Origin of the sequence: Thermodesulfatator atlanticus DSM 21156 (assembly GCF_000421585.1) — a bacterium.
GTDB classification, from domain to species: Bacteria; Desulfobacterota; Thermodesulfobacteria; order Thermodesulfobacteriales; family Thermodesulfatatoraceae; genus Thermodesulfatator; species Thermodesulfatator atlanticus.
Window position 1 is genome coordinate 1 of record NZ_ATXH01000018.1, and the last position, 26,381, is coordinate 26,381.

Below are 26,381 nucleotides of genomic sequence, written 5' to 3' on the forward strand. Positions count from 1 at the left end.
CGGTTTTTTTTAAAACCTCAATCTGAATAGCCTGCTTGCCTATTATCCTTTCGAGTTTCTCGATCTCAGCCCTGAGGTGTGCTTCTTTTTGAGAAGGAGCCCCATAAGCCAAGGCATTCTTACCACCTTCCAGGAACTTGTCTCGCCAGCGGTAAAACACCGACTGGGATATTTGATGTTCCCTGCAGATATCAGCTACGGACTTTTGGCCTTTTAGGCCTTCTAGAACTATGGCTAATTTTTCTTCTGGGGAAAACTGACGCTTTTTCATAGGACACCTCCCTTGGCAAACTATTTTAACTTAACTCTCCCTTTCTGAGGTGTCCGGATTTTTAAGGTAGCAGTATATAACCATACAGGACACCTTGTCGGCTAAAACATGCTCCCATTAATATAAATGGTTCTGATGGACTTTATTAGGCCGTTGATGCTCTAAAAAAGCGTAAAAAATTTGCCACAACATAACAAAGCAAGTTTTGATAAAATAGTCTCTAATTTCAGGCATGCGAGTTTTAATGAGACATAAGGAAAAGATGGCCATATTTTTTGTAAATGCTTAGGAAGCGCCTTTTTGGTCATGTTGAGGGAGCTCTTTTTTGTCTTCTGAGGGAGCGAAGCGACCGAAGGATCCACAGGTCGATCTGTGGCTCCATCGCTATACTACGTTTCACTCAGGATAACAGAGAAGGAAGGGCAGGATAGAGGTAAAAAAAGCGCAGGATGACGAAGGAGGGAACGGTTCAGGTGACAAGGAAGGAATGGTTCAGGCTGACAAATAGGAAAAGCTTGCAGCTGAGAGCTTCGACTCAGAATGACCAAAAAAGGAAAAAAGTTGTTGTTGCGAGCGAATGCGGTGAGCAAAGCAGCCTCAGGGAGCACAAGCAAACATTTCTATGGAAAATCAAATATCCCAAAGCTTTAAGGATTCGTTCCATTTTTTCGCTTCGAAAAATGGGAGCGGATCCCAGGTATTTTGCAAAGGTCTCAATAAGATCAAAATCGGGGAGAAAAAATGGCAGATTTAGTGATAAAGCGGAATCATAATATGGATCCTGAGGAACTCCGCCGTTTGCTAGAAGAAAAGTTTGGCCCAAAGGCAAAAGAATACGGCGTTGATGTCTCCTGGGAGGGGCTTTCGGCCCGACTCTCTGGCCCCCTTAAAGGTGAGCTTCGTATTGAACCAGAAGAAATCATACTTCAGGCAAAGCTTAGTTTTACCGCGCGTCTTTTTAAAGGAAAAATTGAAAGAGAAATAAACCAGGCTCTTGATGAAATTCTTGCCTAGTTTTTAGGTAACTCACGTAATAAAGGGTCTGGTTCGCCCCAGTATTTTCCCTGCCAGAGGTCTCGGTTAAGCAAGGTTTCTTCTATCAGGGCAAGGGTCTTTTGTTTTTCTCCAGCCCAGGCTGGTGCTACCAGTTCGTCAGGTCTGGGGTCTCCAGTAAGCCGCTGAATTACTACCCGCCAGGGAAGAAGTGCCAGGGCTTCACAAACAAGGTCAACATATTCACCCTGAGAAAGGGGCTTATAAGCCCCTGAAAGATAAAGTTTTTCCATTGGAGTGCCACGTACCACGTAAAGCTCGTGAAATTTGATGCCATCTAAAGGGAGGGCTGCGATTTTTTCAATAGTGGCAAGCATGTCTTCGGGGCTTTCGCCAGGAAGCCCAAAAATGACGTGGGTGCAAACTAACAGTTCGCGGTTTTTGGCAAGCTCAAGGGCAGCCAAAAAGTCTTGGTAAGTGTGCCCGCGATTTATTAAGGCTAAAGTTTTGTTATGTGCGCTTTGAAGCCCCATTTCCAGCCAGACCATAAGGCCTTTTTCCCGGTAGGTGGCAAGAAGTTCGACGACTTCTTTGGTTACACAGTCGGGCCTTGTGCCTATGGCAAGTCCTACAACGCGTTCGTCAACCAGGGCTTCATCGTAAAGGGTTTTAAGTTTTTCTGGCGGAGCGTAAGTATTGGAAAAGGCCTGAAAATAAGCGATGAACTTACGCACTTTGTACCGCTTGCTCAGGCGTTCCATGCCCTCTAACATTTGGTTGCGAATGCTTTTGCCTAAACGGAAAGCCCCGGTGCCTGAGCCCAAGGCGTTGCAATATATACAGCCACCGGTACCCTTTTCTCCAGTGCGGTTAGGGCAGGAGAAGCCAGCGTCTATGGTGACCTTGTGCACCCTTTCGCCAAAAGCCGCACGTAAAAAGGCATTAAGCGTATGATAGCGCTTAGTTTGGGCTAGTTTTTTGAAATTCATTTAACACTTTTTCGTAAACTTCGTAGGCGTCTTTGCCAAAAAGAACCATCCGCACCAGCTTGGGCCTTCCGTGTTCTTTGAGAAACGAGATAATCGTATTTAAAGCGATTTTTGCAGCCTCTTCCATGGGATAACCATAGGCTCCGGTGGAAAGCGAAGGAAACGCCACGGAGTCAATTCCCTTTTCCAGACAAATTTTAAGGGCCGAGCGGTAGGCACTGGCCAGGAGTTCAGGCTCGCCGTGGGTGCCACCGCGCCAGCGTGGGCCTACCGCGTGAATTACATAGCGGGCTTTGAGATTCCCTGCACCGGTGATGACCGCTTGGCCTGTGGGGCAGCGGCCATAACGCCTGGCTTCTTCGGCAATGCTTGGGCCGCCCGCGCGGTGAATGGCCCCATCAACGCCGCCTCCTGGGATCAAGGCCTCGTTGGCTGCGTTTACAATGGCTTCGGTGTCCTGCTTGGTTATGTCTCCCTCAACAAGCTCAAGGATGCAATCACCAATCTTTACCTGTATGGTCCCCCTCCCTTAAGAGGCCTCAGGAATTATTTTTTTTAATTCTTCAAATTTGCGCCTGGCCTCGGGAGATAAGTTTTTGGGCACGGTGATCATGGCTTCTACGTAAAGGTCTCCCCTGGTGCCATCTGGCTTGGGAATTCCCTTGCCGCGTAAGCGGAACTTCTGTCCGCATTGGGTGCCAGGGGGAACTTTCATGCGCACTTTACCGTTAAGGGTGGGGACTTCCACCTGCCCCCCTAACACCGCGGTAAAGAGCCCAATAGGTTGCTTGAGATAAAGGTCATAGCCCTTGCGTTCAAAGCGCGGATCGGGTTTTACCACTAGCTCAAGATAAAGGTCCCCTGCTGGGGCTCCCTTGCGCCCGGGCATACCTTTGCCAGGGATGCGCAGACGGGTGCCGGTTTCTGCTCCAGGTGGAATTTTTACCCTTAAGCGTTCGGTCTGGGTAACAGTGCCTGTCCCCCTACAGGTGGGGCAGGGCTTGGTAGTGGTTTTGCCTGTCCCCCTGCAATACGGGCAGATTTCTATCATGCGAACACTGCCGCGGCGGTGTTCTTTTTTGCCAAGACCTCCGCAATGGGGGCAGCTTGTGGCACTTGTTAAGTCAAAACCCTGGCCATGACAGGTTGGACATGGCTTTTCAAGGGGGACGTCTATTTCAACTTCGCCCCCAAGAGCTGCCTTTTCAAAGGGAATTTCTACCCGGTAAAGGACATCCGCCCCTGGTTCAGGTCGAGACTCCCAATCCCTTTCAAATCCAAAAAGATCTGCGAAAATATCTGCAAAGCCACCAAAAGGGCCGGTCTCATCCATGAAAATGCTAAAGTCATAAGCCCGCTCTCCACCAGGGGTGGTGAAGCTATAGGCGCTTGCGGCCTGGCGCAACTTGTCGTACTCAGCCCTTTTCTCTGGATTAGAAAGAATTTCGTAGGCTTCCTGAATCTCTTTAAATTTTTCTTCAGCTTCTTTGTCTCCAGGGTGTAAGTCTGGATGATATTTGCGGGCAAGCCTGCGGTAAGCCTTTTTTATCTCTTCCTGGCTGGCGTCAGGGCTTACACCTAATATTTCGTAAAGGTCCTTTTTGACCATTTCTTCCCTCCTCCTAAACTTGTGAGATGACCTAAGTCCAACTAAACTTGTTAGTCTCTATGGACGCTTTGGCAAGGGGTAACCTTAAAGAAACTAGAAGAGTTTTTTCGGTAAGTGAGCTCAACCAGGCCCTTAAAGAGCTTATCGAAAGCAAGTTTCCTTTTGTCTGGGTGGAAGGCGAAATTGCCAACGTAAAAACTTCCCAGGCCGGACATATTTACTTTTCCCTGCGCGATGACGGGGCAAGCTTGCGCGCGGTGCTCTTTCGCACGTATCGTTCCAACTTAAACTTCAAGCTTGAAGACGGGCTCCATGTGCTTTGCTTTGGAAGGTTAAGCCTTTATGAGGCGAGAGGCGAGTACCAACTCATAGTCCAGCAGGTTGAGCCCGTGGGCTACGGGGTCTTTCGACTTGCGCTTCAGCAACTTCAGGAAAAGCTTGCCAAAGAGGGCTTGCTTGACCCGGCCCGCAAAAGACCACTTCCCTTCTGGCCCAAGGTGATAGGCTTGATTACCTCCCTTCACGGCGCAGCTATCCATGATTTCTTAAGAGTAGGGCTTGGGCGCAATCCCTTGACCAGGGTCCTTGTTTATCCCGTCAAGGTTCAAGGAGAAGACGCCCCCCTTGAAATCATGGAAGGACTTCTCGCCCTTTCTTCTTTTAATGAAGTAGAAGTCATCGTGATAACAAGGGGTGGTGGTTCCATAGAAGACCTTATTCCCTTTAATCACGAGGGGCTGGCAAGGGCCATTGCTGCCTCTCCTGTGCCTGTTGTTTCAGCAGTAGGCCACGAAATCGACGTGACTATTTGTGATCTGGTGGCTGATGTGCGCGCACCTACCCCAACCGCTGCGGCTCAGCTTGTTTTTCCCAAGCTCGCCGATATTGAAAACACTTTATCCCTTTTAGCCCGTAGTCTTAAACGCGCTATGACAGGAAAGATTGAAAGAGAAAAAGAAAGGCTCATTCACCTTGCCAGACGCCTAAAAGACCCACAGAGAAAAATAGCAGAACAGCAAAAATTACTCGACTCCCTTAAAAGGCGTCTTGACCTTGGTATTTCAAAGCAGCTAACCCGTAAGCAGCAAAGTTTACAAAGTCTTGCCAGAGAACTCCACGTGCTATCTCCCCTGGCAGTGCTTGAAAGAGGCTACAGCATTGCGCGCAGAGTCCCGGATGGTAAAGTCCTGCGCAGCGCGGAAGAAGCATCCCGGGGAGATGAATTGGAAATAATCCTTTCTCAGGGAAGACTCAAGGCCACGGTCAAAGAGGTTATCGCTCGAGATGAAAACCTTTAGGCTTTTTTTATTACTGGGAGCATATTTTTTCCGACAAGGTATCATCGCGAGGCGATGTGGTCGCCCGCGCGATCCCAGCTACAGCGTCATCACGAGGCGTGCTATCGCACGTCGAAGTGATCCCTGTCCCGAACACAGTGAGGGATCTAGATTGCTTCGCTTCGCTCGCAATGATCATGTCTGTTTTGTGTTTCCGGTAATAACATTTGTGTTTTTCCTTTTCGTTTTTGCCAAGGAAGGGCTTTCGCTTTCTTTTTTGCCTGAAAAGCCCTTTCCCGGGACGCCGGTTCTGGTTTCCCTTCCCACTAAGGCAGAAAAGCTAATTTTCTTGGGAAAAGACTTTTATGCTTTTGCCTATCAAGGGAAATATTATGCCCTTGTCGCCGTGCCCCTTGGTGTAAAACCCGGCACTTACACCTTAAAAATTTACGGAGAAAAGATTACTTCAACAAAAATAAAGATTTATCCTAAAAAATACCCCACTGAGCATCTAAAAGTCCCGCCTAAGATGATTCATTACCCGCAAGAAGTCATTGATCGCATTAAACGGGAAGTAAAGGCCATAAAAACTACCCTTTCTGGCTTTACCCCAAAGCCCCTTTTTGACGGGCCTTTTGTATGGCCTGCGGCTGGGAGGCTTTCAAGCCCTTTTGGTTTTAGGCGCATTTATAACGACGTGCCCAAAAGCCCCCACTCGGGGATTGATATTGCAGTCCCTTCTGGCACGCCTGTTAAAGCGGCTAATAGCGGAAGAGTTGTTCTTTGCGGCAGTTTTTATCTTCCGGGAAAAATCTTAATTATTGACCACGGCCTTGGCATTTACACGGTTTATTGTCATCTCAGCAAGATTCTGGTGAAAGAGGGCGATTTTGTTGACAAAGGCCAAAAAATTGCCCTTTCAGGCAAAAGTGGCCGGGTAACAGGCCCTCACCTTCACTTTGGTGTTTACGTGAGAGGTGTTAAAGTTGATCCCAAAGTGCTCCTTGAGGTATTTTAAGACCATGCGTTTTGAAGAAGCCTTTAAGCTTTTAGAAAAAATCGTCCACGAACTCGAAGAAAACGACCTTCCCCTTGAAGAGGCCCTGGCCCGGTACGAAGAAGGTGTAAAACTTGTGCGGCATTTGCAAAATGTCCTTAAGGAAGCTGAGCAGAAAGTTGAAGTGCTCCTGAAAGACCACGAAGGCCGGCTTATTCGCAAACCTCTTTTAGAGGATGAGGTGTGAGCCTTTCGCCGGATTTTTTTGATTGGTTAAAAGCACGCCAAGAGCTCATTAACAGCGCTCTTTTGCGTTACGTGCCGCGCGAGGCGGGCTATGCTGCGCGCCTTTTTGACGCCATGCATTATAGCCTTATGGCAGGGGGCAAACGCCTGCGTCCTATCTTTGTGCTTGCTGCGGCAGAAATTTTTGGAAAACCCTATGAAGAATTTTTACCTGCGGCTTGTGCCCTTGAGTGTATTCATACCTATTCTCTGATCCACGACGACCTTCCCGCCATGGATGATGACGATCTTCGCCGGGGAAAGCCCACGTGTCATAAGGCCTTTGACGAAGCCACGGCTATTTTGGCAGGAGACGGCCTACTAACCCACGCCTTTTATCTCCTGGCTCATGAAGAATTAGTCAGGCATTTTCCCCCAGAAAATATCATAAAGGCCATAAGGCTTGTTGCCGAAGCCGCAGGCTTAAAAGGCATGGTCGCAGGGCAGATGGCTGACCTTTTGGCAGAAGGCCGCAAAGTTGATGCGGATGAACTTTTCTTTATCCATTCCCACAAAACAGCCGCATTGATCAGGGCTTCGGTGCTCCTTGCTCCCATCCTCATAGGCGCCACACAAGAAGAATTAAACGCCCTGGCAAAATACGGGCAAAACATAGGCCTTGCTTTTCAAATCATTGACGACATCCTTGATCTAGTTGCCGATGAGGAAGTCCTGGGAAAACCCGTTGGCTCAGATCTTGCCAAGGAAAAGGCCACCTATCCCGCTCTTTTTGGGCTTGAAGCTTCGCGTGAAAAAGCAAAGTCGCTGCTTGAGGATGCTCTTTCGGCACTTAGCCCCTTTGGTGTACGGGCCAAGGCCCTTTCAGACATTGCTTATTACGTGCTTGAGCGCAAACTTTAACCCTTCATCCTTTCTGCAATGGGCCTAAGGGTTAGCCCCTGAAAAATTACCGAAAACACCACGTTGAAATAAGTCAGCGTTAAAAAGAGGTCTTTTAAGGGGTTTTCAGGCAGAGAAAAAGCAAGGGCAATGGCAATACCGCCTTTTAAACCACACCAGGTGAAAAAGGCGGTCTTTTTAAGTGAAAGCCCCTTAAACCAGCTGGTTAAGGCCGTGCTTATAAGGACACTTAAAAACCGCCCAAATAGAACCAAGAAGATGACCACCAGGCCGAAAAGCAAATTTGTTTCGTTATATTTGATTAGAAGCACCTCAAGGCCAATGAGCATAAAAAGAACTGCGTTAAGAAGGCCGTCCACCAGGCGCCAGAAGGTATCAAGGTGTTCCACAGTCCTTTCACTCATGGCCAAACGTCTTCCGTGATTGCCAATCAGAAGCCCGGCAGCTACTACGGCAAGTGGCCCTGAGAAATGGAATTTTTCTGCTACGGAAAAACAAACCATTACCAGGGTAAGCGTCATCAGGACTTCTAATTCATAGTCATCAACACTTCTTAGCAATAAAAAGCATAAGTAGCCAAGCAATACTCCAAGCCCTAATCCGCCAAGGCACTCCTTGGCAAAAAAGGCCAAAAAGTGCCCTAAGCTAATTTCTTGGGTAGCTGTTGCTATTTCTAGCAGGGCCAGGAAAAGAACAACGGCAACTCCGTCGTTTAAAAGCGACTCGCCCACAATTACGATTTCGGTCCTTCTGGGGATTCCTGCTTTTTGTAAAACAGAAAGAACAGCTACCGGATCTGTGGGAGATATCAGGGCCCCAAAGACAAAGGCCCACATTAAGGGAATATCAAGGCCAAAGAGCTTGGCGGCATAGTGTAAAAAAATACCGGTAAAAAAGGTGGCCAGAAATACTCCCAGGGTGGCAAGGCTTAAGATGGTACGCAGGCGCTCAAGTAGATTTTCAAGATTCACGTGAAGGGCTCCGGCAAAGAGCAAAAAACCAAGCATCCAGTGAAGCACAGCTTCTTCAAAAGAAATACGAGAAATTATGGTGGTGAAGTGTTGCTTTACGTGAAAAGCCGGGAAAAATGCATCTAGCCCCAGGACAAAAAAAGCCAAAAAAGCAGCCACTATGGTTATGCCAATGCCGGTGGGAAGCCTCAAAAAGCGGTAATTTATGTAACCCGAAAGCACTGCCACGCACAAAAAGAAGGTCACCAGGGTATAAAGAGACATTGTTCTCGCTTTGGCTCTCCTTTTCCGTTAAAATTGTGTAAAATTTTTTAATAAATTGATTTTAAGGGTGATATTATGGCCAAGATTTTAGACCGCGTAAACTCACCGGCTGATTTAAAAAAACTAAAGCTAAGACACCTCAATAAATTGTCGGATGAATTACGCGAGTTGATCATTAATACTGTCTCACAGACAGGGGGGCATCTTGCCCCAAACTTAGGCGTAGTTGAGCTTACCATTGCCCTTCATTACGTGTTTGATTCCCCAAAGGATAAAATCGTGTGGGACGTAGGGCATCAGGCCTATGCCCATAAACTTCTTACCGGTCGCAAAGAGAGTTTTCATACGTTGCGCCAATATGGCGGGATCGCCGGGTTCCCAAAGCGTTCCGAAAGCCCACATGATATCGTAGATGTTGGCCACAGTAGTACGTCTATCTCCGCTGCTCTTGGGCTGGTTGTCGCGCAGGACATGCTTAAAAAAGAAGGCAAGGTCGTGGTTGTCATTGGGGATGGCTCAATGACCGCAGGGCTTGCCTTTGAAGGGCTTAACAACGCAGGTCATCTCAAAAAAGACCTCATTGTCATTTTGAATGACAACGAAATGTCCATCTCCCCCAATGTGGGGGCGCTTTCGTCTTTTCTTTCACGCAAATTAACAGGTCCTGTGGCAAGGCGCCTAAAAAGAGAGCTTGAGTCTTTTGTTAGCCACCTGCCTGGTGGGGAACATTTAGTCCAGGCCATCCGGAAGAGCGAAGACGCTATCAAGTGTCTCTTGACCCCAGGGATGTTGTTTGAAGCCTTTGGTTTTCGTTATGTTGGGCCAATTCCCGGGCATAATATCGAAATTTTGATAAATACCCTTAAAAACGTAAAAGACCTTGAAGGTCCCACACTGGTTCACGTGCTAACTCAAAAAGGCAAAGGCTACCCCCCTGCAGAAGAAGAGCCAGAAAGATTCCACGGCCTAGGGCCCTTTGACGTTAAGACCGGAAAGCCAACAGTCAGTAAACCGAGTCCGCCTTCCTATACAAGCGTTTTTTCAAAGACTATGGTTCGCCTTGGCAAAGAAGAGCCAAGGCTTGTGGCTATCACGGCGGCTATGCCTTCAGGCACAGGGCTTAAGGCCTTTTCAGAAAAATTTCCAGAGCGTTTTTTTGACGTAGGCATTGCTGAACAACATGCCGTTACTTTTGCGGCAGGCCTTGCCCTTGGTGGCCTCATTCCTGTCTGTGCCATCTATTCCACGTTTTTACAACGTGCTTTTGACCAGATCATCCACGACGTAGCCTTGACTGATCTTCACGTGGTTTTTGCCATTGATAGAGGTGGCATTGTGGGTGAAGACGGCCCCACCCACCAAGGCCAGTTTGACCTCTCCTATCTCCGTTTGATTCCCAACATGACTGTCATGGCCCCCAAGGACGAAAACGAACTCCAGCATATGCTTTATACGGCTATCAAATGTAAAGGGCCTGTGGCAGTGCGTTACCCCCGAGGGGCTGGAGTTGGCGTAAGCCTTGACTGGGAATTAAAAGAGCTTCCCATTGGCAAAGCCGAAATTATGCGTGAGGGTGCTGATGTTTTACTCCTTGCTATCGGAAACACCGTTTATCCTGCCCTTGAAGCTGCAAATATCCTGGCTGAAAAGGGCATTTCCGCTGCGGTAGTAAACGCCCGTTTTGTAAAGCCTCTTGACGAAGATTTGATTACGGAACTTTCTTTGCGTTGCGGCAAGGTGGTGACCATTGAAGAAAACACCCTTATTGGCGGGTTTGGGGCTGCAGTGCTTGAGCTTTTCTCAAAACGGGGCTTAAGGATTCCTGTAAAAATGATAGGCCTTCCTGACATTTTCGTTGAGCACGGAGCACCAGCAATTTTACGTGAAAAATACGGCTTAACCCCTGAAAAAATAGCGGAAAAGGTAAGCTTTTGGCTTGAACACGAAGTGAAAACTCCGGAGATTAAAGTCCTTAAAGCCTAAGATAGAAATTATGGGGTGACCGGTGGGACTTGAACCCACGATCTCCGGGGCCACAGCCCGGCGCTCTGACCACCTGAGCTACGGTCACCTCCGAAGCCTTTATAAATGTAACTGATTTTTCGGTAGATTCAAGATGACATAAAAAATGGCTGGGGGACTAGGATTCGAACCTAGACCGGCGGGTCCAGAGCCCGCTGTCCTGCCGATTAGACGATCCCCCAGCGCTAAGCAAAATGATAGCCAAGCTATCGCAGGTGTCAAGAGATAGTTAGCACTTCTATCTTCACTTCAAGGCGTGCCGGAAGCCCAAGCCCCTTGGACAACTGATAAGCAATATGGTCAAGGGCCTTTATAAGGACTTTGGCCGCCTCATGTTCTACATCCCCAATATGGGCGCAAAGTCTTAAGTTTTCGGCCTCCCTCAAGACTTGAGCTTTTGCTTCGTAGTCTTGAAAAGTGGCCAGAAACGCTATACGGGTATCCTGAGAAATAGCCTGCTGTGCTTTTTTAAGAAGTTCGTCTAAAGTAGTGGGTTTTTCGTTAAGGCTAAAAGAAAGTCCCTGTGGAAGTTCATCCACGCTTGGAGACTCAATGACAAAAGTCACTTCATGGAGTTCTTCTTTGGTCACGTAACGAAGCTTGTTAAAAAGGACCTCGCTGGTGGGAAGCCCATAGCGACTTCCATCTTCGAATTCTTCGATGAATTCCGTGGGGGCAAGGCGCCTTTTGGAAGTGGGGTAGGGGAGTATTTCCTGAAGCTGTTTCATTACCTCTTCTGAAACCACGACTTTTTCGAACTTTTCAAGACCTGCTTCCGCAATGGCATCCTGCCAGAATTTATCTCTTTCAAAGTCGCGGCTGCCGTAGTCGTGTTCGTAATAGACTTCTTTTATTCCTGCGGAAGCAATAAGTTTGAGGCATACGTAACACGGCGCAAGCGTGCAATAAAGCGAGGCGCCTTCCACAGAGATTCCGAAACGTGCTGCCTGGGCAATGGCATTTGCTTCGGCATGGGTGGCACGACAGTAGTTATACTTGTCAATGTCAGGGATGCCTTTTTCGCGGCGGAAACAATAACCAGGGCCCCGGTCCGTGCAGTGCCAGGCCCCTGGCATAGGGCCGTTATAGCCAGTGGCTAGGATGCGTTTGTCTTTAACAATGACTGCTCCTGATGGCCTGGAATTGCATCCTGAACGTAAGGCCACGATTTTGGCAAGGAGCATAAAATATTCATGCCAGGGAGCCCGCTTCATAAGGCAAAAATTTCGTTAAGTTCCTTATAAACCGGGAATTCGTCACATAGTTTTTGCACTTTGGCACGGATGTCTTGGATGAGGCTTTCGTTTTCATGGTCTTTAAGCACGGCCACCATCCACTCGCCAACCTGCTGGATTTCTTTTTCTTTAAGGCCACGGGTGGTAACTGCGGGAGTCCCTATGCGGATCCCACTGGTAATCCTTGGAGGCAGCGGATCAAAGGGTATCGCATTTTTGTTTACCGTGATTCCGGCCTTTTCAAGGGCCTTTTCTGCCTCTGCACCGGTTATTCCCTGGTTGGTAAGATCAACCAGAAGAAGGTGATTGTCTGTTCCCCCTGAGATGAGTCTAAAGCCTTCAGCTTTAAGAACTTCTGCAAGGGCCTTGGCATTTGCCACTACTTGCTGCTGGTAAGTTTTAAATTCCGGGGAAAGTGCTTCCTTGAAACAGACAGCCTTGGCCGCGATGATGTTCATGTGTGGCCCGCCCTGGATTCCAGGGAAAATTGTCTTGTCAATAGCTTTGGCAAAGCGTTCCTGGGTGAGGATAAAACCCCCCCTTGGCCCTCTCATGGTTTTATGGGTGGTTGAGGTAACGAATTCAGCATATGGAACCGGAGAGGGATGAATACCGGCAGCCACAAGCCCTGCAATGTGTGCCATATCCACCATGAGGTAAGCGCCAATTTCGTCGGCAATGTCTCGGAAGGCCTGAAAATCTATGGTCCGAGGATAAGCGCTTGCACCGGCCACAATCATCCGGGGCTTGTGCTCACGGGCCAGTTTGCGCACTTCATCGTAATCGATAGTTTCAGTTTCTTTGGAAACACCGTAGTGCACGACCTTGTAAAGCTGGCCAGAAAAACTTACCGGTGAGCCGTGGGTAAGATGGCCACCATGGGCAAGATTCATAGAAAGAATGGTGTCTCCTGGGGAAAGAACCGAAAAATAAACGGCCATATTGGCCTGAGAGCCAGAGTGAGGCTGTACGTTTGCGTGTTCCGCCCCAAAAAGAAGCTTAAGCCTTTCCCTAGCAAGGTCTTCTACCTGGTCAACAAACTCACAACCGCCGTAATATCTGCGTCCCGGATAACCTTCGGCGTATTTGTTCATAAGCACCGAGCCTTCTGCTTCCATTACAGCAAGAGAGGCCAGGTTTTCAGAAGCAATCATCTCAAGCTGGTTTTGAAGACGCGCAAGTTCTTTACCAATAAGACCGAAGATTTCCGGATCAGTTTGTTTGAGAAAATTCATTGCTACACCTCTTCCTTAAAGTTATCTATTTGGCGGATGCGACGTTCGTGGCGTCCACCTTCAAAAGGCGTTTCTAAAAAGACTTTAACCATCTCAAGGGCAAGGGCATCTCCGATAACCCTGCCCCCCATGACCAAAATATTGGCATCGTTATGAAGCCTTGCCATTTTAGTGGTGAAAAGCTCATGGCAAAGGGCGGCTCTTATGCCAGGGAATCTATTGGCCACCATGCTCATGCCAAGACCTGTGCCACATATCAATATGCCCCGGGTAGCCTCAGAAGAGGCTACTGCCTTGGCAACCTTGACCCCGTAAACCGGGTAATCAACAGACTCGGTGCTGTGACAGCCAAAGTCAAGCACCTCGTGCCCTAGTTCCTGTAAAAGGGCCTTTACTTTTTCTTTCAGGGCAAAACCTGCGTGGTCACTACCAACAGCGACTTTCATGGCAGCTATCCTTCGTATTTTTTAAAGACTAGGACCGCGTTTGTGCCACCAAATCCAAAAGAATTAGACATGGCCGTGCGTACGTCTTTTTCACGGGCAACATTTGGTACGTAATCAAGGTCGCACTCAGGGTCTGGTTCCTCGTAGTTTATTGTGGGTGGAATTATTCCGGTTTCAATGGTTTTCACGGTGAAAACCGCTTCAATGCCGCCAGCACCGCCAAGCAAATGCCCGGTCATGGATTTGGTAGAAGATACCGGGATTTCCTTGGCCTTTTCCTTAAAAACAGTCTTAATGGCCTTAGTTTCAGCCACGTCGTTTAAAGGCGTGCTGGTGCCGTGGGCGTTGATATAGTCGATTTCAGTGTGTGATAGACCTGCGTCTTCTAAGGCTTGGGCCATTGCGCGTGCTGCGCCTTCGCCATCTGGAGGAGGCGCGGTCATGTGATAGGCATCCGCGGTAAGACCATAGCCACAAAGCTCAGCATAAATCTTGGCTCCACGTTCAAGTGCGTGCTCAAGGCTTTCAAGAATGAGAATGCCACAGCCTTCACCGATAACAAAGCCATCGCGTTTGGCATCAAAGGGGCGGCTGGCTTTTTCTGGCTGGTCGTTGAATTTGGTGGATAAAGCCTTGATAACCGCAAAGCCCGCGATGGTAAGCGGTGTTATCAAGCCTTCGGTGCCGCCACAAACCGCGATATCACAGCGCCCCTCTCTTATGAACCGCATGGCCTCACCTATGGCGTGGGTGCCTGCGGCACAGGCCGTGCAAACCGCAAGGTTTGGCCCTTTGGCCCCGTGTAAGATGGCCACCTGGCCGGCAGCCATGTTGGGAATCATCATGGGCACGAAAAAGGGCGTAACCCTGCGCCAGCCTTTTTCAAAGAGCACCGGGGTGTATTCTTCGATGACATCAATACCCCCCATGCCCACGCCGATGATAACGCCGGCTTTCTCTCCGAGGGGTTTTTTCCCAAGGCCTGCGTCTTCAAGGGCCTCACGCGAGGCGGCAATAGCATAATGAATAAACGTATCAAGGCGTGAGACCAGCTTTTTGGGCATGAAGTCCTCAGGCTTAAATCCCTTTACCTCGCCAGCTACCCGGCTCGGGAAATCGCTCGCGTCGAACTTGGTGATAGGACCAATGCCTGAGCGCCCGGCAGTGAGATTTTCCCAAGTTTCTTTTATCCCTATGCCAACCGGGGTAATGGCCCCTATGCCCGTAACGACTACACGGCGTCGTGCGTCTTTCACTAGGCCTCTCCTGTTTTTGATTTTACGTAATCAATTACGTCTTTGACGGTGCGGAGTTTTTCAGCCTCTTCGTCAGAAATTTCCATGCCAAAGGCCTCTTCCATGGCCATGACGAGTTCTACCAGGTCAAGGGAATCAGCTCCCAGATCGTCGATAAAGGAAGCTTCAGGCTTTACCGCATCGCGAGAAACCCCGAGTTTATCAACGATAATTTCGATAATTTTTTCTTCAACAGACATAAGACCCTCCTCAGTTTCTTTTTTGATAAACTTAATTGGCGAGTTTTACCCGAAAGTTTGCGTTCTTCCAAGCCAAAAATTACATATAAAGCCCACCATTTACGTGAATAACTGCTCCTGTGATGTAAGAAGCCTCTTCTGAGGCAAGAAAGACCACCGCTGGGGCCACCTCTTCTGCCTTACCCACCCGGCCCATAGGGATCTGGGCCAAGATGGCCTGCTTGATTTTCTCAGGTATTTTAGCGGTCATGTCAGTTTCTATATAACCAGGGGCCACGGCGTTTACCGTGATCCCGCGGGTGGCTACTTCCCGTGCCAAAGACTTGGTGAAACCAATTAACCCTGCCTTGGCTGCGGCATAGTTTGTTTGCCCGGGGTTCCCACTGAAGGCAATAACCGACGAGATATTGATAATCCGACCAAAGCGCCGCTTCATCATGCCCTGAATCACTGCTTTAGAACAATTGAAGGCCCCTTTTAAATTCACCCCAAGCACCTTGTCCCAGTCTTCTTCTTTCATGCGCATAAGAAGGGTGTCCCGGGTGATTCCGGCGTTGTTTACCAGAATGTCGATAGGGCCAAAGTTTTCTTCGGCTTCTTTTACGGCGTTTTGGACCTCATCAAAGCTCGCAACGTCAAATTTAAGGGCAATTGCCTTGCGTCCCAGGGCTTTAATCTCAGAAACCACCTCCTTGGCAGCCTCAGCTGAAGAGGCATAGTTAACAATTACATCGGCACCTTCTTTGGCAAGGGCCAAGGCAATGGCGCGGCCTATACCCCTTGAGGCTCCTGTTACCAAAGCTATGCGGTTTTCCAGTTTCATTTTTGTTCCCCTTTTTCTTCGCGTTTGGCCTGGCAATATTCTTCGATAAGTTCGTCGATTAATTCCTGCACCGAGACGATTTTATCTACCCGGTAAGCATTGCTTCCTGCAAACACAAAGCCGGCATCAAGGCGCCCGCGCTGAGCGTTAATCAGGGCAGCGGCAATGCAATAAGGGCTTTTACGGTAATCGCAGGTCTTAAGGCAATGATACATGCATTTGTAGGGAGATTTTTTCCCCTGTTCTACGGCTTCGATAAATTTGCCCTTAATCACACGCCCAGGGAGCCCCACCGGACTTTTGATAATGGTTAGGTCTTGCTGGGTGGCCTTAAGATAGGCCTCTTTAAAGGCAGGGGCTGCATCGCATTCATAAGTAGCTACGAATCTGGTGGCCATCTGGACCCCTGCACAGCCAAGCTTGTCAATGTAAAAGTAAATGTCGCGCCCTGTGTAAATGCCACCTGCGGGAATGACGGGTATTTCCCGACCTACCTTGTCTTCAAAGGGCTTCATGGCCTCGATCACCTGAGGGACTATAACCTCAAGGCGAGATTCTTCCGCGTCGATTTTATCCGGTGCGAAACCTAAATGCCCGCCAGCCTTGGGCCCCTCCACCACGATGGCGTCTGGCATGTAGCCGTACTTCGTCCACCATCTTTTGGCGATAAGGGTGGCAGCTCTTGCTGAGGATACGATAGGCACCAGGCGGCTGTGGTCTTTACCCTCAGGTCTTAGCCCTGGCAGATTAAGGGGGAGCCCTGCGCCACAAAACAGTATGTCAGCCTCAGCCTCAAAGGCTGCCACACAAAGAGGCTCAAAATCCGTAAGCGCTACCATGATGTTTACACCGATTATGCCGCCAGGGGCTTTTTTCTTGGCAAGGGCAATTTGTTTTTTAAGGCCACGGATATTAGCCTCTTGTGGGTTTTTGAAAAAAACGGCCTCGCCTTCAAAAATGCCTACCAGGGCAGCGGAAATAACACCGATACCTCCTGCTCTTGCCACTGCCGAGGCCAGCCCGGCAAGGGAGACCCCAACCCCCATACCGCCCTGGATAATGGGAACAGGGGCCACAAACTGGCCAATCTTAAGAGGGGGTGGTTCACAGGACCATCTTGTTTTTGGTTTTTCTTGTTCTTCAGTCATCTTCCTTCTGGCTTTTTAATTTTTTTAACTTTTTGATGAAAAGAGGCAAGACTTCTTTTACATCAGCCTGTACTGCAATGTCAGCCCGTTTCATAAGCGGGGCCTCTTTGTCAATATTTACTGCTACTAGCGTATCCACGCCTTGCAACCCTACCATATGATGAAGTGCGCCTGAGATACCAAAACCAATGTAAAGCTTAGGGCTTACGTTTACGCCACTTACTCCGATCATGTGGTCTTCTGAGGCCCAGCCAAGATGGCACACAGGCCTTGTGGCGCCCACGGCTCCGTCAAGGAGTTCAGCAAGCTCAAAGAGCTTTCCAAAAAGCTCTTTTGAACCAAGCCCGCGGCCTCCAGCCACAATTACCTGGGCCCTGGTAATATCAACTTCGGGTTTATCGCTCGGCCTTTTCTCAACGATTTCTATGGCACTCTGTCGTAACTTTTCAGGAACTTCATATTTTATGAATTCGCCTGTTCGGGTTTCGTCTTTTTTAGCGGCGGGAAAAACCCCAGGCCTTACCGTGGCCATCTGGGGCTTGGTGCGTGAGGTTATGCGGGCCATTATCTCTTCACCAAAAGAGGGCCTTATCTGGATCAAAGCGCGGTCTTCCTGGCGAATCTCAAAGGCAATACAATGGGCGGTAAGCCCAAGTTTTAAAAGACCTGCTACCCTGGGGGCAACTGCCTGGCCCATTGAGGTTGCGGGAAATAGCATGACCTCGGGTTTCTTCTCCTGGATGATATGGGCAACAATTTGCGCGTAAAGGTCGTCTTTAAAAGAGGAAAGTTCAGGGTAAAGGGCCGCCAAAACGATATCGGCACCGTAAAAAATAAGCTCTTTTGCCTGGGAAAGCGCTTCTTCTGGCCCGAGAAATATGACGCCAAGGGGGACATTTAGCTCGTCAGCAAGCCTTCGCCCTTCGTTTAAAAGCTCATAGGTTACCTCATGGATCTCGCTTCCTGTCCACTCTCCAAAGATAAAAACACCCTGGTAGTTTTCCATTAAATGAGCCCCCTTTCTTTCAGGATGCTGATCATTTTATCGACTACTTCTTCTGCTGGCCCGGAAATAAGTTCTCGTTTTCCTTTGTATTCTGGAGCAAAGACATCCACCACCTGGGTTGGGGAGCCTGAAAGGCCCAGGTACGCTGGCTCAGCGCCTATGTCCTCCGCAGAAAGGACTTTTATTTCAACCTCGTCCCGTTTAAGAAGGCGCCTGATGGAAGGCGGGCGCGGGATATTGGCTTCGTTTTCAATGGTGACCAGAAGAGGCATCTTGGCGCGTATTACCTCTTCGCCAAACTCTCGCACCCTTACCAATTCAAGAGAGCCATTTTGGGGTTTTAGGGATTTGACCCAGGTCACCGAGGGGATTCCAAGCCAGGCGGCAAGCTCTGGGCCAACCTGGGCGGTTTCACCGTCAACGGAAACCTTCCCGCAGACGATGAGGTCAAAGGGACCGAGTTTTCGGGCAGCGCAGGCCAGGGTATAGCTTGTGGCTAGCGTGTCTGCCCCGGCAAAGGCCCTGTCAGAAAGCAACACAAGTTCGTCAGCCCCAAAAGCGTATGCGTCAAGCAAGATGTTTTTGGCATTTGGCGGGGCCATGGAAACCGCTACCACTTTGCCGTCTGTTTCTTCTGCAAGACTTACCGCAGCTTCAAGGGCATAGCGATCATATGGATTTAGCGCAAGCTCTGTTTCTTCTCTTTTGAGGGTATGGGTCTTGGGGTCTATCTTCACTGAACCCGGCTTGGGCACAGGCTTTAAGCAACACATGATGCGCATTATCTTGTTTCCTCCTCGTTCTGATAGATCTTTGCTAGTTCGCGGGCCAGGATATTTTTCTGGATTTCGTTGGTTCCTTCGTAAATCTGAAGACATTTGGCATCGCGCATGTATTTTTGTGCAAGGGAATCGCGACTATACCCAAGGCCTCCCATCATCTGGACGGCCCTTTCAGAGACCCACATGGCCATTTCCGTGGCGAAGTATTTCACCATGGCAGAAGGCCCGGATATGTTTTTCGCCCCCGCGTCAATCATGCGGCAAACATCATAAAGAAGGCTTCTTGCCGCTTCAATGCGGGAGGCCATTTCTGCAAAGGTGTGACTCACAGCCTGGAAGTTATAAACTGGCTGGCCAAATTGGATACGTCTTTTGGTGTGAAGCAAAGAAACTTCCATGGCTCCCTGGGCAAGCCCAATGGCCTGGGCGGCGACTCCAGGGCGTGCGATATCAAGAGATTTTACCGCAAGGATAAAACCCATGCCCTCGCGGCCAATCAAGCGCTCTTTCGGTATACGGCAATCCATGAGTAAAATTTCTGTGGTGGCTGAGGCGCGAAGCCCCATCTTTTTTTCTTTTTTTCCCGGCACAAGCCCCGGGTCGTTTTTGTGCACGATAAAAGCGCTTGCGCCACGCGGGCCTTTTTTAGGGTCCGTCAAAGCAATGATTACGTAAATGTCAGCAATGCCGCCGTTTGTTATCCAGGCCTTAACCCCGTTAAGCACGTAATAATCACCGTCTTTGCGCGCAGTGGTCTTGATAGCGGCAGCGTCTGAGCCAGCCTGAGGCTCGGTAAGGGCAAAGGCGCAAAGGGCTTCCCCTTTAGCGATGAGCGGTAAGTATTTTTCTTTTTGGGCTTTGGTGCCTCCCACAAGTAGCGGAAGCGCCCCCAAGCATCCTGCCGCAAAAGTAGTGGCTACTCCCGGGCAGTATTTGGAAATTGTTTCCATGGCAAGGCAGGTTTCTGTGGAGCCAAAACCAAGGCCACCGTATTCCTTTGGGATAAGCAAGCCAAAAAGATCTGCCTTGGCCATGGCGCGAATAGGCATGGGGTCAAAGCGTTCTTCTTCATCCCACTCAATTGCATGGGGAGCAATGTAGTTGCGACCGATATACTCTGCAACTTCAACGATAACTTCCTGTTCTTTGGTGAGTTTTCTTGTAATCATCCACTTCCTCCGGTCTTGCTACGCGATCAATACATGCGCGCCCAGGATGGAAAAAGCATTTTCCCCGGGCGATAAAGGCGTTTGGTAGCTCCATTTGCCAGCAAAAGATAAAGGCCTTCTTTGCCCTGGGCCATAATCAGCCTTCCATTCGGCGAAAAATAAGGGGCCTCAAAACTATTAGTCCCATCGGTTATTTGTATCGGTTCTCCACCTTCTGGATCAATAGTAAAAATAGAAAAAATGCCGCCTTTCATGCTGGCATAGACAATGCGGTCCCCAGTAGGAGACCAGCAAGGTGAGGTGTTATACTTACCCTGAAAAGTGAGTCTTCGCACCCCTTTGGTAGCAAGGTTTAAGATATAAATTTGAGGCGAGCCGGTTCTGTCAGAGACAAAAGCAATTTCCCTGCCATCAGGGGAAAAGCTTGCTCCGGTGTTTACCCCTTCGCCGTGGGTTAGTCTTTTTAAGATTTTTCCGTTGAGATTGATAAGATAGAGGTCAACCGAGCCGTCTTTGCTAAGGGTTACCACGAGTTTGTCTCCGGAGGGAGCCCAAGCAGGCGAAGCGTTGAGCCCGGGAAAGCGGCAGATAATCCGCCGCTTTCCAGTGGTAAGGTCAATCATTTGGATGCTTGGACGGTGGTTTTCATAATACACAAAGGCTACTTTACGCCCATCCGGGGAAAGCCTGGGGTGTAAGATCAGTTCGCCTTTTAGAAGCGCAATGCGCTGGTAGCCGTCAAAATCCTGGACATAAAGGGTATCTTGCCAGCCATGGCGGGCCACGTAAACCACCCTGCTCATGGCCACCCCAGGCACTCCCAGCATCTCGTTAATGGCAAGGTCTGCAAAACGATGAACCATATAACGGGCTGAGGAACTGGGTCCTCGATATCCCCTTGCCAGAACGGTTTTCCCTTCTACCATATCAACAAGGCGAAAGGCTGCCTGAAGGTGGCGTGCCCCAAGGCTTATCTCACCGCTTATAAGCCAGTCTACCCCAAGGGAGGCAAAAAGCTCGGTTTCATTTAGTTTTAGGCCCTCTCCCAGCACGTTGAAAACAAGGTGAAGTTCAAGGTCCTGCCGCATTACATCGGCCATTTCACGCGCAAGGGGCAAAGGGCCCTCAAATTCAGGCACTGCCACCGGGATTTTAATAAGCTCTGCCCCGGTGATCTCAAGCTTGGCCTCCTGGGCAAGTGCCCTTGAGCCACAGAGAAGCCAGAGCAAGACAATAAGAACCGTTAATTTGTAAAAGAGTCTCATAGCGTTTTTTTCACTTCATTTTGAATATTGCAGGTAGCTTAAGATATTTTCCCGGTGCTGGCAAAGGGTTAGCGCGTTTTAAAGTGGCTGCGACAGCTTCGTCAAAAAGGGGTTCTCCTGAACGCCTTAGAAAACGCCAGGAAATAATCCTGCCACTTGGGGCAATTTCTATTTCTACCTCAGCGCTGAGATCAGGCTTATCACGCAGGATCTCAGGAACAGCCCAAAAGTTCATAATGTGTGCGGCAAGGCGTCTGGTGAGCTCTGCGGAAATACCATCGCCAAGGGATAGGCCGCCAGGGCTTGTTTCCTCGGCCTTTTTAAGGGCGGAAATCTTTTCGGCAAGCCTTTTTTCTTCTGCTTTGGCCTTAAGAGCAGCAAGCCTTTGAGCAAGCAATTTTTCTTCGTTAAGTTCTCTCTTTGGTGGCGAAGAGGCCTTTTTCACAGGGGCTTTTTTGGGTGCCTTTCGGGCTTTTAGGGTTTTCTGTTTTTTTGCGGGAGTTTTCGAAGTGAGGTGCTTTTTTACGGTTTTTTGAGCTACGATTTTTTTCTTTTGAGGTTTGGGCTGTATTTTTTGGGAGACTTCTTTGGTCTGGGGGGTAAGTTTTTTCTTAATTTGTGCGGCTTTGGTTTTTGTCTCCGAGGGGGAGGGCAGGGCGATACTTTTTAAATTCAGGCGGATAATGTTTTCTTTGGGGGTGTAAGGCCTGTTGGCAAGCATAAGGCCTGTAAAGAATGCCAAGTGTATGAAAAGGGAAAAGAAAAGGGCCGTGGTCCAGTTAGTAGTTTTCATGTCCTTTCAGGCTTTGTCACCAAGCCTACACTTTCAAAACCTGCTTTTTTAACTTCAGCAAGCACCTTGGCCACCACTCCATAAGGGCAGCGCTTGTCTGCTTTGATATTTATGTCTTTTTTTAAGCCAGCCTTTTTTGTTTGCGCAAGGAACTTACCAAGGGCACTTAAAGCGATTTTTTTATTTCCCACAAAGACCTCGCCTTTGGCGTTAATCACAATAAGAAGGGGCTCTTTTTGTTTTAAGTCTCCTGCCTTGGTCTGGGGAAGGTCAACCTCAAGGCCGGTGGAAAGAAGAGGGGCTGTAATCATAAAAATAATTAGCAGCACCAACATCACATCCACCAGGGGGGTGACGTTTATGTCAGCCACAAGTCCTTTTTTATTCCCGGTCATTTTCATAAAAGGTGATAACTTTTAAGGCCAAAAGGTCTTCCACCACTTCTTTTAGCGGAAGTCCGATTACGTTTGTTACCGAGCCTGCTACCCTTTCAACCATATAAGAGGCCATGCCCTGGATGGCATAAGCCCCTGCCTTGTCCCACGGCTCTTGGGTATTAAGGTAAGCTAAAATTTCTTTTTCAGCTAGCTTTTTAAAATAAACTTCGGTTTTAACGATATTTTCGCGCTGCCCTTGAGGCCCGAAAAGGGCATAAGCCGTATAAACTTCGTGAGCTCTGCCAGAAAGGAGTTCAAGCATTTCCTTGGCATGAAGGTAATCTTTTGGTTTCCCGAGGATTTTCCCTTCACATACCACAATAGTATCAGCCGCAAGCACAAAACATTCTTCTTGAAGGCGACTCAGCACTTCTTTTGCCTTAAGATTTGCAAGTTTTAAGGCGTATCTTTCTGGGGAGACACCCTCAGGAGGGGGTTCTTTTAGCTTGGCAGGGTTTACAGAAAACGCTATGCCTAATTGCTCGAGAAGTTCTTTTCTACGAGGACTTTGCGAGGCAAGGATTAATTTTTTTAAATTCCGAAAAATTCTTCGGCGCATTTGGTAGTGGCCTCAGCGCACTTTTCAAAAGAGATGTTTTTTAGTTCTGCTATTTTTTCGACCACGTAGCGCACAAAAGCGGGTTCGTTTCTTTTGCCACGATGAGGCACCGGGGTAAGAAAAGGACAATCTGTCTCAGCCATGATGCGGTCAAGAGGAGCAAAACGCACTACCTCGCGGACATTTTCCCCCTTAGGAAAGGTGATGATCCCGGTAAAAGAAAGAAAACCTCCAAGGTCAAGGATTTTTCGGGCTTCACTTACCGTGCCTGCATAGCAATGAAAGACGAATTTTTCCGGTAGTTCTTCCTTTAAAACTTCAAGGATATCGGGATACGCCTCACGTGAGTGTATTACCACCGGAAGCTTGAATTCACGGGCAAGGGCAAGCTGGCGGGCAAAATGTTCTTTTTGAAGCTCACGAGGGCTATATTCTTTGGCATAATCAAGGCCGATTTCTCCCACCGCAACAATTTTTTCGTCGGCAAGCAGGGCCTTAAGGGTATCATAAGTGGCGCTGTTTACCTTTTTGACTTCATGGGGGTGAATGCCTGCGGTGGCAAAAAGGCCTTCGTATTCTCTGGCAAGCTCAAGGGCCCTGATAGAGGTTTTTATCTCAATTCCTACGTTTATGATTTTTTCCACGTGGCCTTCTTTGGCCCGAGCGATCACTTCTGGCAAGTCTTTTTTATAAGAACCCGGCAGATTTAAATGTGCGTGGGTGTCTATGAGTTTAGCCATGGCCTAAATGATAACGCGTCTAGCTTGCGCGTAAACGCCCTGAAATCAAAAAACAGCCTTTACCACGAGGCTCCCTTACAGCTGGGTTAGCTTGCGCGCAAATGCCTCCAAAGAAAACAAAAACTAAAAATAATTCCCGCGCAAAGGACAATGGCTCCTGAGGCTGGAAGATTAAAAATCCAGGCACTTATAATTCCGAAAAGGGTGCTTGCTATCCCAAATAAAGCCGCAAGAAAAACACAAACACGGAAACTCGGGCTTACTTGAAGGGCCGCTGCTGCAGGGATTACTAAAAGCGCTGAAACAAGCAAAAGACCTACGATTTTCATGCCGATCACTACCGTGATGGCGGTGAGCACTGCGAGCAAAGCATCGAAAAAACCTACGGGAAGCCCGCCAGCCCTTGCGCTTTCTTCGTCAAAAGTGGTGTAAAGAAGTTCATGGTAAAAAAGCACGATAGAAACAATCACGATGAGGGCAAGCGCTACTGAACTGTAAAGCTCAAAGTGGCTTACCGCCAGGATATTTCCGAACAAAAAGGAAAGAAGCGTCACGTTGAAATGATTGCTAAGGGAGGCCAGGATAATACCCAGGGCCATCCCAAGGCTTGAGAGAATAGCAATGGCTGTGTCTCCGTAAAGCCCAGCTCGTTCGCGAACTTTTAAAATCAAAAAGGCCGCCAACGCGGAGATTAAGAGGGCAACAGGAAAAGGAGCAAGGTTAAACAAAAGCGCCAGGGCCACGCCCGCAAAGGCAATATGAGTTAGCCCGTGGCCCATCATGGCGTCTTTTCTCAAGATGAGAAAGAGCCCCAAAAGGGCAGCGGCACACGAAAGAAACGTCCCTGCAACAAGGGCGCGTCTGAAAAAGTCGTATTGAAAAATTTCCCCTAACATTAGTGCCTGTGGATTACCAAATGATGGTCGCCAATTATTTGTAGAAGTCTTGGTGATGAACAAAATTCCTCATGGGTGCCATGATAAACCAGACGTCTGTTAAGGCAAGCTACCTGTTTGACATGTTTGTTCACGATGCCTATGTCATGGGTAACGATAACAATAGTAAGACCTTTTTGGTTTAACTCCCCAAGTAAGTCGTAAAATCGTTCCTGGGCAGCAGCGTCAATGCCCGTGGTGGGTTCATCAAGAATAAGAATGTCTGGTTCACTCACCAGGGCTCTGGCAATAAAAACTCGTTGCTGTTGGCCACCTGAAAGCTGGGACATGCGGCGTGAAAGAAAGCCCTCCATTTCCATTTTTCGTAAGGCGCTAACAATTTTTTCATGATCTTTTTTGGTTATAAAACGCGGAAATTTTTTCTTAGGAAGAAGGCCAAAGGCAACGACTTCTTCTACGGCAAGGGGAAATACCGGATCTACAAGTGCGGTGGCCCTTTGAGGCACATACCCAAGGCGCCATTTTTCCGTAAATTTTTCAATTGGTTGACCAAAAAGACGTATTTCTCCTTTTTGAGGTTTTAATAAGCCTAAAATGCATTTTAAAAGAGTGGATTTGCCCGAGCCGTTGGGGCCAAGGATAGCAAGGTAGTCTCCCTGGTTGACAGAAAACGTTATGTCTTCAAGGACCAGGCGGTTCCCATACCAGAAAAAGAGGTTTTTCACCTCAATAAGTGAACGCATCCCTCAACTTAAAACACGCAAACTGGTCTTTTTCAATTCTTTTGTGGCTATTAACCGTTATGAGCGATTACTACAACGAAAACAAGAAAAAAGTGTTGTGGGAAAAGGCCTACTGGCCTGTCCCTATTGCGGTTTTAAAAGTGGATAATAAGGGCGATAGGGCTGTGGGGCAGTCCATACGGCCTAACCTCTTGCTTGGTGCAACCAGTCTGGTTAACAAAAAAGATACGAAAGAAATTTGTAGATTAAGCGGGCGGCAAAATATGCTGAGCGGTCGTCTTTAGGAAGTAGCTCCACCACATCAAAGCCAACCACGTTCAAAGAAGAAACCGCTTGCAAAATGAAAAGCCCCTCGTACCACTTAAGGCCTCCTGGTTCAGGGGTTCCCACCCCAGGGACTTCTGCCGGGTCAAAGCCGTCCAGGTCAATGGTCACATATACGGGCCTTTTCCCAATTCTTGTGAGGATCTCATTAACGACTTCTGAAAGCTTACTTACCAATTCTCTTGCCCAGTGAATCTTTAAGCCTTTTTCCCTGGCGAAAACTATTTCTTCTCGTGAAATGGCCCTTATCCCTATGGGATAAAGCTCTATCCCTAATTCTAGGGCTCGTCTCATAGTACAGGCGTGGGAAAAGGGGGTCCCTTGATACTCATTTCGCAAGTCGGCATGGGCGTCTATTTGGATCACACACAACCTGCCATACTTTTCCTTGAGCAAGGCCATAGGGGCCAGGCTTACGGTATGTTCTCCCCCCAGGGTTACCGGAAAAAGCCCCGCGTTAACATAAGGATCAAGGCGACTTTTCAAGGTTTTGAGCATTTTTTCGGGATCAACAGGGAGTTCTTCTTCTGGAAGCGTTAAAAAAGGGGCTTTTTGGTATACCTCGCAATCTTTTTCTTCGTCGTAAAACTCAAGATATGGGCTTGCTTCTATGATACGTCTTGGCCCAAAACGAGTTCCAGGAAGATAGGAAGTGGTAGCATCATAAGGGGCAGGGCAAAAAACAACACGAGCTTTAGCCGGGTTTTCGGGCAATCCTAGAAAAGTCATAGGCATGGAAAAGCCGG

General features: G+C 48.5%; 29 protein-coding genes and 2 tRNA genes. 6 read left to right on the forward strand and 25 right to left on the reverse strand.

The window, feature by feature from the left end; translation table 11 throughout:
- Positions 1–271: IS3 family transposase (locus H528_RS0107885; RefSeq protein WP_022853781.1), on the reverse strand; the 271-nt coding region annotated here is incomplete at its 3' end.
- Between the two features lie 741 nt (positions 272–1,012).
- Between H528_RS0107885 and H528_RS0107895 the strand changes: the two genes are divergently transcribed.
- Entirely contained in the window at positions 1,013–1,285 is a 273-nt protein-coding gene (locus H528_RS0107895) for a polyhydroxyalkanoic acid system family protein (RefSeq protein ID WP_084677683.1), read from the forward strand.
- Here H528_RS0107895 and mnmL read toward each other — a convergent pair.
- The 3 genes from mnmL to dnaJ are packed head-to-tail and all read right to left on the reverse strand — an operon-like array spanning position 1,282 to position 3,862.
- Complete coding sequence (gene mnmL / locus H528_RS0107900) at positions 1,282–2,253, reverse strand: tRNA modification radical SAM protein MnmL/YtqA (protein WP_022853784.1); 972 nt, start codon at positions 2,251–2,253, stop codon at positions 1,282–1,284. The two genes, H528_RS0107895 and mnmL, sit on opposite strands and share 4 nt — an antisense overlap.
- Positions 2,225–2,770 (reverse strand): macro domain-containing protein, encoded by a 546-nt coding sequence (locus H528_RS0107905; protein WP_028845859.1) that lies wholly within the window; start codon positions 2,768–2,770, stop codon positions 2,225–2,227. The genes mnmL and H528_RS0107905 overlap by 29 nt, the downstream gene beginning before the upstream one ends.
- Before the next feature lie 12 nt (positions 2,771–2,782).
- Positions 2,783–3,862, reverse strand: a complete 1,080-nt coding sequence (dnaJ, locus tag H528_RS13185) for a molecular chaperone DnaJ (RefSeq protein ID WP_022853786.1) — start codon at positions 3,860–3,862, stop codon at positions 2,783–2,785.
- A 59-nt stretch (positions 3,863–3,921) separates the two neighbouring features.
- On the opposite strand from dnaJ, the gene xseA reads away from it, so the two are divergent.
- The 4 genes from xseA (at position 3,922) to H528_RS0107930 (ending at position 7,282) form a co-directional block, all read left to right on the forward strand.
- Entirely contained in the window at positions 3,922–5,160 is a 1,239-nt protein-coding gene (gene xseA / locus H528_RS0107915) for an exodeoxyribonuclease VII large subunit (RefSeq protein ID WP_022853787.1), read from the forward strand.
- 208 nt (positions 5,161–5,368) lie between these two features.
- The gene (locus H528_RS14720) at positions 5,369–6,157 is read left to right on the forward strand and encodes a M23 family metallopeptidase (protein WP_169352786.1); all 789 of its coding nucleotides are present in this window, start codon (positions 5,369–5,371) and stop codon (positions 6,155–6,157) included.
- A gap of 4 nt (positions 6,158–6,161) precedes the next feature.
- On the forward strand, positions 6,162–6,383 hold the full coding sequence (gene xseB / locus H528_RS0107925; RefSeq protein ID WP_022853788.1) for an exodeoxyribonuclease VII small subunit: 222 nt from the start codon (positions 6,162–6,164) through the stop codon (positions 6,381–6,383).
- Entirely contained in the window at positions 6,380–7,282 is a 903-nt protein-coding gene (locus tag H528_RS0107930; protein WP_022853789.1) for a polyprenyl synthetase family protein, read from the forward strand. The genes xseB and H528_RS0107930 overlap by 4 nt, the downstream gene beginning before the upstream one ends.
- Here H528_RS0107930 and H528_RS0107935 read toward each other — a convergent pair.
- Positions 7,279–8,517 (reverse strand): cation:proton antiporter, encoded by a 1,239-nt coding sequence (locus H528_RS0107935; protein ID WP_022853790.1) that lies wholly within the window; start codon positions 8,515–8,517, stop codon positions 7,279–7,281. The genes H528_RS0107930 and H528_RS0107935 overlap by 4 nt on opposite strands.
- A gap of 75 nt (positions 8,518–8,592) precedes the next feature.
- On the opposite strand from H528_RS0107935, the gene dxs reads away from it, so the two are divergent.
- Positions 8,593–10,500: a 1-deoxy-D-xylulose-5-phosphate synthase gene (gene dxs / locus H528_RS0107940; protein WP_022853791.1), complete on the forward strand. Its 1,908-nt coding sequence runs from the start codon at positions 8,593–8,595 to the stop codon at positions 10,498–10,500.
- A gap of 11 nt (positions 10,501–10,511) precedes the next feature.
- On the opposite strand, the gene H528_RS0107945 is transcribed toward dxs, so the two are convergent.
- From H528_RS0107945 to speB, 20 genes are all read right to left on the reverse strand, one after another.
- A tRNA-His gene (locus H528_RS0107945) sits at positions 10,512–10,588 on the reverse strand.
- A gap of 58 nt (positions 10,589–10,646) precedes the next feature.
- Positions 10,647–10,721 (reverse strand) — tRNA-Gln (locus tag H528_RS0107950).
- Positions 10,722–10,757: 36 nt separating this feature from the next.
- Positions 10,758–11,753, reverse strand: a complete 996-nt coding sequence (locus H528_RS14725; RefSeq protein ID WP_022853792.1) for a deoxycytidylate deaminase — start codon at positions 11,751–11,753, stop codon at positions 10,758–10,760.
- Entirely contained in the window at positions 11,750–13,009 is a 1,260-nt protein-coding gene (locus H528_RS0107960) for a serine hydroxymethyltransferase (RefSeq protein WP_022853793.1), read from the reverse strand. The genes H528_RS14725 and H528_RS0107960 overlap by 4 nt, the downstream gene beginning before the upstream one ends.
- Before the next feature lie 2 nt (positions 13,010–13,011).
- Positions 13,012–13,455, reverse strand: coding sequence for a ribose 5-phosphate isomerase B (rpiB, locus tag H528_RS0107965; protein ID WP_022853794.1), 444 nt, complete (start codon positions 13,453–13,455; stop codon positions 13,012–13,014).
- 5 nt (positions 13,456–13,460) lie between these two features.
- Entirely contained in the window at positions 13,461–14,711 is a 1,251-nt protein-coding gene (gene fabF / locus H528_RS0107970) for a beta-ketoacyl-ACP synthase II (protein WP_022853795.1), read from the reverse strand.
- Positions 14,711–14,950 carry an acyl carrier protein gene (acpP, locus tag H528_RS0107975; protein ID WP_028845861.1) on the reverse strand — a complete coding sequence of 80 codons (240 nt, stop codon included), beginning with the start codon at positions 14,948–14,950 and terminating at the stop codon, positions 14,711–14,713. Before acpP ends, fabF begins: the two co-directional genes overlap by 1 nt.
- 79 nt (positions 14,951–15,029) lie before the next feature.
- Complete coding sequence (gene fabG / locus H528_RS0107980; protein WP_022853796.1) at positions 15,030–15,773, reverse strand: 3-oxoacyl-[acyl-carrier-protein] reductase; 744 nt, start codon at positions 15,771–15,773, stop codon at positions 15,030–15,032.
- Positions 15,770–16,921, reverse strand: a complete 1,152-nt coding sequence (locus H528_RS0107985; RefSeq protein ID WP_022853797.1) for an NAD(P)H-dependent flavin oxidoreductase — start codon at positions 16,919–16,921, stop codon at positions 15,770–15,772. The genes fabG and H528_RS0107985 overlap by 4 nt, the downstream gene beginning before the upstream one ends.
- Complete coding sequence (locus H528_RS0107990) at positions 16,914–17,927, reverse strand: electron transfer flavoprotein subunit alpha/FixB family protein (RefSeq protein ID WP_022853798.1); 1,014 nt, start codon at positions 17,925–17,927, stop codon at positions 16,914–16,916. The genes H528_RS0107985 and H528_RS0107990 overlap by 8 nt, the downstream gene beginning before the upstream one ends.
- Positions 17,927–18,709, reverse strand: coding sequence for an electron transfer flavoprotein subunit beta/FixA family protein (locus H528_RS0107995; protein ID WP_022853799.1), 783 nt, complete (start codon positions 18,707–18,709; stop codon positions 17,927–17,929). The genes H528_RS0107990 and H528_RS0107995 overlap by 1 nt, the downstream gene beginning before the upstream one ends.
- Positions 18,709–19,878, reverse strand: coding sequence for an acyl-CoA dehydrogenase family protein (locus H528_RS0108000; RefSeq protein ID WP_022853800.1), 1,170 nt, complete (start codon positions 19,876–19,878; stop codon positions 18,709–18,711). The genes H528_RS0107995 and H528_RS0108000 overlap by 1 nt, the downstream gene beginning before the upstream one ends.
- A 26-nt stretch (positions 19,879–19,904) precedes the next feature.
- Positions 19,905–21,143: a PD40 domain-containing protein gene (locus H528_RS0108005; RefSeq protein ID WP_022853801.1), complete on the reverse strand. Its 1,239-nt coding sequence runs from the start codon at positions 21,141–21,143 to the stop codon at positions 19,905–19,907.
- A gap of 10 nt (positions 21,144–21,153) precedes the next feature.
- On the reverse strand, positions 21,154–21,936 hold the full coding sequence (locus tag H528_RS0108010) for an energy transducer TonB (RefSeq protein ID WP_022853802.1): 783 nt from the start codon (positions 21,934–21,936) through the stop codon (positions 21,154–21,156).
- The gene (locus tag H528_RS0108015) at positions 21,933–22,331 is read right to left on the reverse strand and encodes an ExbD/TolR family protein (protein WP_051132495.1); all 399 of its coding nucleotides are present in this window, start codon (positions 22,329–22,331) and stop codon (positions 21,933–21,935) included. The genes H528_RS0108010 and H528_RS0108015 overlap by 4 nt, the downstream gene beginning before the upstream one ends.
- Entirely contained in the window at positions 22,318–22,932 is a 615-nt protein-coding gene (locus H528_RS0108020) for a Maf family protein (protein ID WP_022853804.1), read from the reverse strand. The genes H528_RS0108015 and H528_RS0108020 overlap by 14 nt, the downstream gene beginning before the upstream one ends.
- Positions 22,905–23,672, reverse strand: a complete 768-nt coding sequence (locus H528_RS0108025; RefSeq protein WP_022853805.1) for a TatD family hydrolase — start codon at positions 23,670–23,672, stop codon at positions 22,905–22,907. The genes H528_RS0108020 and H528_RS0108025 overlap by 28 nt, the downstream gene beginning before the upstream one ends.
- A gap of 86 nt (positions 23,673–23,758) precedes the next feature.
- On the reverse strand, positions 23,759–24,568 hold the full coding sequence (locus tag H528_RS0108030) for a metal ABC transporter permease (protein WP_028845863.1): 810 nt from the start codon (positions 24,566–24,568) through the stop codon (positions 23,759–23,761).
- A complete protein-coding gene (locus H528_RS13200) occupies positions 24,568–25,311 on the reverse strand; it encodes a metal ABC transporter ATP-binding protein (protein WP_022853807.1) in 744 nt (247 codons plus the stop codon). The genes H528_RS0108030 and H528_RS13200 overlap by 1 nt, the downstream gene beginning before the upstream one ends.
- A 213-nt stretch (positions 25,312–25,524) precedes the next feature.
- Positions 25,525–26,364, reverse strand: coding sequence for an agmatinase (gene speB / locus H528_RS0108040; protein ID WP_022853808.1), 840 nt, complete (start codon positions 26,362–26,364; stop codon positions 25,525–25,527).
- Positions 26,365–26,381: the final 17 nt, after the last annotated feature.

Excerpts from the sequence above, each read along its gene's own strand:
- H528_RS0107960 (WP_022853793.1), bottom strand. The coding sequence starts at position 13,009 with ATGAATTTTCTCAAACAAACTGATCCGGAAATCTTCGGTCTTATTGGT.
- xseB (WP_022853788.1), top strand. The coding sequence starts at position 6,162 with ATGCGTTTTGAAGAAGCCTTTAAGCTTTTAGAAAAAATCGTCCACGAA.
- H528_RS0107990 (WP_022853798.1), bottom strand. The coding sequence starts at position 17,927 with ATGGAAAACTACCAGGGTGTTTTTATCTTTGGAGAGTGGACAGGAAGC.
- H528_RS0108005 (WP_022853801.1), bottom strand. The coding sequence starts at position 21,143 with ATGAGACTCTTTTACAAATTAACGGTTCTTATTGTCTTGCTCTGGCTT.
- H528_RS0108030 (WP_028845863.1), bottom strand. The coding sequence starts at position 24,568 with ATGTTAGGGGAAATTTTTCAATACGACTTTTTCAGACGCGCCCTTGTT.
- H528_RS13200 (WP_022853807.1), bottom strand. The coding sequence starts at position 25,311 with ATGCGTTCACTTATTGAGGTGAAAAACCTCTTTTTCTGGTATGGGAAC.
- H528_RS0107895 (WP_084677683.1), top strand. The coding sequence starts at position 1,013 with ATGGCAGATTTAGTGATAAAGCGGAATCATAATATGGATCCTGAGGAA.
- H528_RS0108025 (WP_022853805.1), bottom strand. The coding sequence starts at position 23,672 with ATGGCTAAACTCATAGACACCCACGCACATTTAAATCTGCCGGGTTCT.
- H528_RS14725 (WP_022853792.1), bottom strand. The coding sequence starts at position 11,753 with ATGAAGCGGGCTCCCTGGCATGAATATTTTATGCTCCTTGCCAAAATC.
- H528_RS0107995 (WP_022853799.1), bottom strand. The coding sequence starts at position 18,709 with ATGCGCATCATGTGTTGCTTAAAGCCTGTGCCCAAGCCGGGTTCAGTG.
- speB (WP_022853808.1), bottom strand. The coding sequence starts at position 26,364 with ATGACTTTTCTAGGATTGCCCGAAAACCCGGCTAAAGCTCGTGTTGTT.
- acpP (WP_028845861.1), bottom strand. The coding sequence starts at position 14,950 with ATGTCTGTTGAAGAAAAAATTATCGAAATTATCGTTGATAAACTCGGG.
- H528_RS0108020 (WP_022853804.1), bottom strand. The coding sequence starts at position 22,932 with ATGCGCCGAAGAATTTTTCGGAATTTAAAAAAATTAATCCTTGCCTCG.
- mnmL (WP_022853784.1), bottom strand. The coding sequence starts at position 2,253 with ATGAATTTCAAAAAACTAGCCCAAACTAAGCGCTATCATACGCTTAAT.
- H528_RS0107985 (WP_022853797.1), bottom strand. The coding sequence starts at position 16,921 with ATGACTGAAGAACAAGAAAAACCAAAAACAAGATGGTCCTGTGAACCA.
- fabG (WP_022853796.1), bottom strand. The coding sequence starts at position 15,773 with ATGAAACTGGAAAACCGCATAGCTTTGGTAACAGGAGCCTCAAGGGGT.
- H528_RS0108000 (WP_022853800.1), bottom strand. The coding sequence starts at position 19,878 with ATGATTACAAGAAAACTCACCAAAGAACAGGAAGTTATCGTTGAAGTT.
- H528_RS0108015 (WP_051132495.1), bottom strand. The coding sequence starts at position 22,331 with ATGACCGGGAATAAAAAAGGACTTGTGGCTGACATAAACGTCACCCCC.
- dnaJ (WP_022853786.1), bottom strand. The coding sequence starts at position 3,862 with ATGGTCAAAAAGGACCTTTACGAAATATTAGGTGTAAGCCCTGACGCC.
- H528_RS0107935 (WP_022853790.1), bottom strand. The coding sequence starts at position 8,517 with ATGTCTCTTTATACCCTGGTGACCTTCTTTTTGTGCGTGGCAGTGCTT.
- dxs (WP_022853791.1), top strand. The coding sequence starts at position 8,593 with ATGGCCAAGATTTTAGACCGCGTAAACTCACCGGCTGATTTAAAAAAA.
- rpiB (WP_022853794.1), bottom strand. The coding sequence starts at position 13,455 with ATGAAAGTCGCTGTTGGTAGTGACCACGCAGGTTTTGCCCTGAAAGAA.
- xseA (WP_022853787.1), top strand. The coding sequence starts at position 3,922 with ATGGACGCTTTGGCAAGGGGTAACCTTAAAGAAACTAGAAGAGTTTTT.
- H528_RS0108010 (WP_022853802.1), bottom strand. The coding sequence starts at position 21,936 with ATGAAAACTACTAACTGGACCACGGCCCTTTTCTTTTCCCTTTTCATA.